9 protein-coding genes are annotated in these 5,720 nt (G+C 73.9%); 1 reads left to right on the forward strand and 8 read right to left on the reverse strand.

Annotated elements, in window-relative coordinates; translation table 11 throughout:
* A partial coding sequence (locus KBY81_RS16205) for an SbcC/MukB-like Walker B domain-containing protein (protein WP_315858538.1) occupies positions 1 to 1,102 on the forward strand: 1,102 nt, incomplete at its 5' end.
* 10 nt (positions 1,103 to 1,112) lie between these two features.
* On the opposite strand, the gene KBY81_RS16210 is transcribed toward KBY81_RS16205, so the two are convergent.
* From KBY81_RS16210 to KBY81_RS16245, 8 genes are all read right to left on the reverse strand, one after another.
* Positions 1,113 to 1,772, reverse strand: coding sequence for a Na(+)/H(+) antiporter subunit B (locus KBY81_RS16210; RefSeq protein ID WP_106220849.1), 660 nt, complete (start codon positions 1,770 to 1,772; stop codon positions 1,113 to 1,115).
* The gene (locus KBY81_RS16215) at positions 1,769 to 2,293 is read right to left on the reverse strand and encodes a hydrogenase subunit MbhD domain-containing protein (RefSeq protein ID WP_254972645.1); all 525 of its coding nucleotides are present in this window, start codon (positions 2,291 to 2,293) and stop codon (positions 1,769 to 1,771) included. Before KBY81_RS16215 ends, KBY81_RS16210 begins: the two co-directional genes overlap by 4 nt.
* A complete protein-coding gene (locus KBY81_RS16220) occupies positions 2,290 to 2,589 on the reverse strand; it encodes a monovalent cation/H(+) antiporter subunit G (protein ID WP_106220851.1) in 300 nt (99 codons plus the stop codon). Before KBY81_RS16220 ends, KBY81_RS16215 begins: the two co-directional genes overlap by 4 nt.
* Positions 2,586 to 2,834, reverse strand: coding sequence for a hypothetical protein (locus KBY81_RS16225; RefSeq protein WP_015109571.1), 249 nt, complete (start codon positions 2,832 to 2,834; stop codon positions 2,586 to 2,588). The genes KBY81_RS16220 and KBY81_RS16225 overlap by 4 nt, the downstream gene beginning before the upstream one ends.
* Complete coding sequence (locus KBY81_RS16230) at positions 2,831 to 3,268, reverse strand: Na+/H+ antiporter subunit E (protein ID WP_254977061.1); 438 nt, start codon at positions 3,266 to 3,268, stop codon at positions 2,831 to 2,833. Before KBY81_RS16230 ends, KBY81_RS16225 begins: the two co-directional genes overlap by 4 nt.
* Positions 3,265 to 4,731 carry a proton-conducting transporter membrane subunit gene (locus KBY81_RS16235; protein ID WP_254977062.1) on the reverse strand — a complete coding sequence of 489 codons (1,467 nt, stop codon included), beginning with the start codon at positions 4,729 to 4,731 and terminating at the stop codon, positions 3,265 to 3,267. The genes KBY81_RS16230 and KBY81_RS16235 overlap by 4 nt, the downstream gene beginning before the upstream one ends.
* Positions 4,731 to 5,117 (reverse strand): cation:proton antiporter subunit C, encoded by a 387-nt coding sequence (locus KBY81_RS16240; protein WP_254977064.1) that lies wholly within the window; start codon positions 5,115 to 5,117, stop codon positions 4,731 to 4,733. Before KBY81_RS16240 ends, KBY81_RS16235 begins: the two co-directional genes overlap by 1 nt.
* 84 nt (positions 5,118 to 5,201) lie before the next feature.
* Positions 5,202 to 5,720: hypothetical protein (locus KBY81_RS16245; RefSeq protein ID WP_315858539.1), on the reverse strand; the 519-nt coding region annotated here is incomplete at its 5' end.

Genomic DNA, 5,720 nt, shown 5'->3' on the forward strand with positions numbered 1-5,720 from the left:
CGCCACCGCGATCGCCCTGGAGAGCCGGGCCGCCGCCGAGGCCAGCCAGCGGCAGCGGGCCCTGGCGGAGCAGGTGACGCGGGAGCTGGGGGAGGGGCTGGAGCCGGGCGTGGTGCTGCGGGGCTTCGGGCCCCTGGAGGCGGCCCTCCAGGCCCTGGTGGCCGGGGCCGGCGCCCACACCCGCGCCACCAGCGCGCTGGAGCAGGCGGCCCGTCGACTGGGCCAGGAACTGGCCGCCTCGCCATTCGCCACGGCGGCAGACGCCGCCGCCGCCCTGCAGGAGGAGAGCTGGCGGCAGAAACTGGTGGAGCGGATCGCCGCCTACGAGGCGGAGGTGATCGAGCAGCGCAACCTCCTGGCGGCCCCCGATCTGGCGGACCTGCCGGAGACCCGGCCCGACACCGCCGCCGCCTTTGAGGCGGTGACCCACGCCGATGCGGCCCGCACCCGGGCGGTGGAGCGCCACAGCGAGGCCCGCGGCGCCCAGCGGGAGATCGCGCGGCTGGCAGTGGAGCATCGGGCCGGCGACGCCGATCTGGCGGCGAAGCAGGAGCGGGCCGATCGGATCAGCGCCGTGGCCAGCCGCTGCCGGGGCAAGGCGGCCCCCTGGATCTCCCTGCAGCGCTGGGTGCTCTCGGCCTACCTTGCCGACATCTGCGGCTTCGCCAACCAGCGGCTCACCCTGATGACCTCCGGCCGCTACCAGCTGCGACTCACCGACGAGGGGGGCCACGGCGGCCGCAAGGCGGGGCTGGGCCTGCGGGTGCTGGACGCCTACACCGGTGAGGAACGGGAGGTAAGCAGCCTCTCGGGCGGCGAAACCTTCCAGGCCTCCCTGGCCCTGGCCCTGGGGGTGGCCGACACGGTGCAGGCCCACGCCGGCGGTGTGCCCCTGGAGGCCCTGTTCATCGACGAGGGCTTCGGCAGCCTCGACCCCGACAACCTGCAGCTCGCCATGGACGAACTCGACCGGCTGCGGGAAGGGGGCCGCATGATCGGCCTGATCAGCCATGTCGGCGCCCTGCGGGAGCGCATCCGCGGCGGCATCGAGGTGATCGCCGGCGATCGGGGCTCCAGCCTGCGGGTGGGGGTCACGGCCTGACGCGACCTGCCTAGAGCAGCCCCCGGTGGCGCACGAACAGCTGCACCATCGCCCAGGAGCCCAGGGTCACCTTGACGGCCACCAGCCCGTTGAGCAGGGGGATCCAGCCCCCCGAGGCCAGGGTGCCGAAAGTGCCGGCGGGCAGGGGGACGCCCCCGAGGGCGAAGGCGGAGAGGACCACGAAGGCGATCACGGCGGCCTTCTCCCAGAGGTCGGCCCGCCAGCGGCGGTAGAGGCGGTCGGAGAGGCGGGCCGAGCCGCTGATCAGCACCAGCCCGATGGCGGTGCCGCCGGCCACCCCCGCCGCGAACCCGCCCCCCGGGGACAGGTGGCCGCGCAGGGCCAGCTCCACCCCGATCAGGGTGGCCATGGTGGCGCCGAGCTGGCAGAGCACAACTGAAGGGGCATCCTCGATGGCCCGGATGCTCGTCTTGGTGGGCTCCCCCGCCAGCAGGAAGCGCACCCCGATCGAGGCCAGGGTGAACACCACCACTTCGGCGATCGTGTCGTAGAGGCGGGTGTGCAGGATCACCCCCGACACCAGGTTGGGAACGTCGGTGGTGGCGGCCAGCGAGGCGATCATCGGCCCGATGGGGGGCGGCGGCGGCAGGGCCGCGGCCAGCGGGGCCAGGCACAGGGCGGTGGCGGCCAGCAGGTAGAGCCAGGTCATGGCCGCTCCCCCGGCAGCAGCTCACCACCGCTGCTCTGCCAGCGGCGAAAGCCCTCCAGGGCCCGCAGCCGCTCCGCCAACCCGGGGTTGGCCAGCTGCAGCCGCAGGCCCGGGCCCAGCTGGCCGTGACTCGCGTCGGCCTCGCCGGGCTCCGCCGGCTCCGGCGGCAGCAGCCGCAGCCGCAGCGACAGGGGCCCCAGCCAGTCGCGCAGCAGCGCCTGGGTGGCCTCGCTGGGGGGATCGTCGGCCGGGTAGGTCAACCGCAGCGCCATCGAGGAGCGCAGCGCCACCGCATAGAGGGTGGTGGAGAGCAGGGTGCCCACCAGGGCTTCGGTGATCGCCACGTCCGGGGCGCCCAGCAGGGCATAGATCAGGGTGGACACGGACCCGAGGATGCCCCGCAGCACCAGGGTCTGGTAAGGGTTCGACTGGCTCACCAGCAGCACGGCGGTGAGGGGCAGCAGGGCGGTGATGGGCAGGAGCAGATCCAGCTCCCCCACCAGGGACACGCTGCCGCTCATGGCTCCGGCTCCCGGCGGGAGGCCAGCGAGCAGTTGGCCAGCACATAGCCGAAGATCGTGTTCCACAGGATCAGCGCCAGCAGGGCCAGCACCAGCAGGGGCCACTGGCCGGGGATGCGCAGCAGCAGGCCCAGCAGCATCAGGACCGAGCCGAGGGTGTCGGCCACCGAGAGGGCGTGCAGCTTGCTCAGGTAGCTGCGGCTCTCCAGCAGGGGCCAGGTGCCCCAGAACCAGAGCAGCAGCCCGGCCCCGAGCAGCAACAGGCTGGCGTGATCGGCGAAGGACGCGAGGGTCATCGCTCCGTCCCCCGCAGCAGGTTGGCCAGCAGCAGCAGGCCCGCGTTGCCGGCGCACAGGACGATCACGCCGGCCAGGCCCAGCATCCGGTCGCCCCGGACTGCCGACACCACCAGGATGATCAGGGCCACCTTGCTGGCGACGCTGGAGAAGGCCGCTAGGCGGTGCCACACGTCGCTGGGCCGGCAGGCCACCGCGATCGGGATCAGCAGGGCCAGCACCATGCCCCAGAGCAGGACCGTCATGGGGTCGGCCCTCCGGTGGCGGGGTCGGCGGCCGGGGGCCGGCGGAGGCGCAGGGCGTGGATGCGGTAGCGGCGACCGCCGTCCTCCAGGCCGAGCACGATCGTGAAGGGGGTGAGGGTGATGCGGAACACGTCCAGGAAGACGAGCAGGGGAATGGTGCTGTCGGTGGTGGCCTCGCTGATCTCCTCCTCCTGCGGCTCACGGCCGACGATCAGCCGCAGGGCCTCCAGGTAGGCCTGGGGCACGGCCAGCAGGCTGCGCCCCAGGGCCCGCAGCAGGGCCCGCAGGGGCAGGGGCCGGGAGTGGGCGCGGGGCAGCAGCAGAGCCACCACCAGGCCGATCAGCAGGTTGAGGCGGCTCAGGTCGGCGGTCAGCAGGCACCAGACCGCCAGCCGGAAGGCGGTGGTGAGCAGCAGGGGCAGCAGGCGTCTCATCGGATCCACACCAGCAGGCCGGCCCCCACTACCCCTATGCCGCCCACCAGATCGGGGAAGGCCTCCAGATCCGGCAGGCGGAACCAGGGACGGTGCCGCAGGGGATGCAGCAGCCGGTGCAGCCCCACCCCGGCCGCCAGCACCAGGGTCGCCTTGGCGGCCGCGGGGAGCAGCTCCGGACTCCAGCTGCGGCTGGCCTCGGCGGCACCAAGCAGCACCAGCGCCGCCAGCAGCAGCAGCACCCCGGGCGACCAGGCGGGCTCCGCCGGGGCCGGCGCGGCTGCCTCCCGCAGGGGGGCGCCCCAGAGACGCGCATAGACCGCCGCGGTGCCGACGGTGAGCAGGCTGAGCAGCAGGCCCGTGGGCCCCGGCAGGGTCCGATCCAGGCCGGCCTTGGCGAAGAAGCCCAGCAGCGGCGGCACCCCCACGATCGAGAGGGAACCGATCCACAGCGGGATCCACACCCCGGCGGCCAGGGGCCGGCGGGCCCAGCCGGCCAGGTCGCGGCCGGGGAAGCGGCGAGCCACCAGGAACAGGGCGGCCTTCGCCAACCCGTGGCCGAGGGCATAGAGCCCTCCGGCGGCCGGCGCCAGCACCACCAGTCCCATCTGGGAGAGGGTGCTCCAGGCCAGCAGCCGCTTGGCATCCGCCTCCACCAGGGCGAACACCAGGCCCAGGCCGGCGCTGGCCAGACCGATCACCGGCAGCACGGCCGCCAGGGCCGGCACGACGCCGCTCAGCCGCAGCAGGGGAACGATCCCGGCGGCGACCACCACGCCGGAGAGCAGGGCGGACACCTCCGCCGGCGCCTCGGCGTGGGTGCGGGGCAGCCACAGGCCCGAGAGGAACAGCCCGGCCTTGGTGAGCAGCCCGACCAGCAGCAGGGCCAGGGCGGCCGCACCGGCTCCGGCGACGGCCTCGAGCCGGAAACTGCCCTGGGCCAGGTAGACGACGGCGGCACCGACCAGGTAGAGGGTCATGACCGTGTTGCCGATCAGCAGGTAGCGCAGCGCCAGCCAGAGGGAGCGCTCGGAGCGGCTGCCCAGGATCAGCAGGAAGGCGCTGATCCCCACCACTTCAAGCGTCACGTAGAGGCTCACCAGGTCCACCGCCACGAAGGCGGAGGCCAGGCCGCCGTGCAGCACCATCAGCAGCAGCAGGAACGGCCCGGGCAGGGTCCGGCGCCAGCTGTCCAGCACCACCGCGCCGCACACCAGGGCATTGAGGAGCAGGAACGGCGCCGCCAGGCCATCGGGCTGCAGCGACACTCCGTAGGGGCCGAGCAGGCTGAGGCTGGCCGGCAGGGCACCGGCCTGGATCGCAAGGGCCACCGCGCCGGTGGCCAGGCAGCAGAGCAGGGACAGCCCGCGGGCGAGGGGGGGCAGCAGGGCGGCCAGAAACGCCGCGGTGTAAGGCAGCAGCAGCCAGCCGATCAGCAGGGCCTCGCCGGAGGGTGGCGCCATCAGCGCCGCCCCCCGGCGTCGAGGCGACTCCCATCGAAGCTGGCCAGATCAAGGCTGGGGTCGACGCGGGCCAGGCGGGTGATCACCACCAGCAGCAGGGCCTGGATCGAGAGGCCGATCACGATGGCCGTGAGGATCACGGCCTGGGGGATCGGGTCGGCCATGGGCAGCGGAACCGCGACGGCCCCGGGGGCGAGGGGGGCCGGCAGGATCGGGCTCCGCAGGCCGGCGCGCGCCGCCACGAGCACGAAGAGGGCGACCACGGCGGACCCCATCACGTCCATGGCCAGCACCTTGAGGAACAGGTTGCGGCGCAGCAGCAGCCCGACGAAACCCACCAGCACGGCCACCAGGATCAGGAGCTCAAGCAGGCGGAACGGATCCATTGGACCTTCCTTCCCGGAGGACGGCCGGGACACGGAGCGGGATGGTAGCCGTTGCTGCCAGAGGCCGACGGGCCAGGCCGGGCCTCAGGCGGAGGCCTGGAACTGCTCCGCGAGCAGGCGGCGCTGGTACTCCAGCGACAGGGCCTCCAGGTGGGAACGGGCCTGCTCCTGCAGGGCGGGATCCAGCTGGTCGAACACCAGACCCTGGGGCACCTGCATGCGTAGAACGAGCGCCAGGGCATCGAAGATGCGCACCTGGTCGCCCTGCCAGCCCTGGTACTCGGCGGCAAGGGCCATCAGCGCCTCACCGGAGGCCTGGCCTGCCATGACCCGCGGCCGCAGCTCCTGCACCTGGGCCAGGCGCGCCGAGCTCACCAGGGCATGGGCCGCGCCCAGGGCCGCCAGGGAATCCGCCGCTTCCCGCTTGAGCACGGTCATGTCGCGGCTGAGCACCACCGCCTCCACCGAGAGGGGCTCCCGCATGCCGGGGAGCAGCGCCGCACCGCGATCGGCCGCGGGCGCCTTGGCCAGGGCCGGGGCCAGGGCGGGTGGCGGCGCCGGCGGCTCCTGCCACAGGACCGCCGCCATGGCGCGCAGACGCCG

The organism is Cyanobium sp. Lug-B (assembly GCF_024345635.1).
Taxonomy (GTDB): domain Bacteria; phylum Cyanobacteriota; class Cyanobacteriia; order PCC-6307; family Cyanobiaceae; genus Cyanobium; species Cyanobium minutissimum.

Coding starts and splice junctions, on each gene's coding strand:
- KBY81_RS16210 (WP_106220849.1), bottom strand. CDS start 1,772: ATGACCTGGCTCTACCTGCTGGCCGCCACCGCCCTGTGCCTGGCCCCG.
- KBY81_RS16215 (WP_254972645.1), bottom strand. CDS start 2,293: ATGAGCGGCAGCGTGTCCCTGGTGGGGGAGCTGGATCTGCTCCTGCCC.
- KBY81_RS16220 (WP_106220851.1), bottom strand. CDS start 2,589: ATGACCCTCGCGTCCTTCGCCGATCACGCCAGCCTGTTGCTGCTCGGG.
- KBY81_RS16225 (WP_015109571.1), bottom strand. CDS start 2,834: ATGACGGTCCTGCTCTGGGGCATGGTGCTGGCCCTGCTGATCCCGATC.
- KBY81_RS16230 (WP_254977061.1), bottom strand. CDS start 3,268: ATGAGACGCCTGCTGCCCCTGCTGCTCACCACCGCCTTCCGGCTGGCG.
- KBY81_RS16235 (WP_254977062.1), bottom strand. CDS start 4,731: ATGGCGCCACCCTCCGGCGAGGCCCTGCTGATCGGCTGGCTGCTGCTG.
- KBY81_RS16240 (WP_254977064.1), bottom strand. CDS start 5,117: ATGGATCCGTTCCGCCTGCTTGAGCTCCTGATCCTGGTGGCCGTGCTG.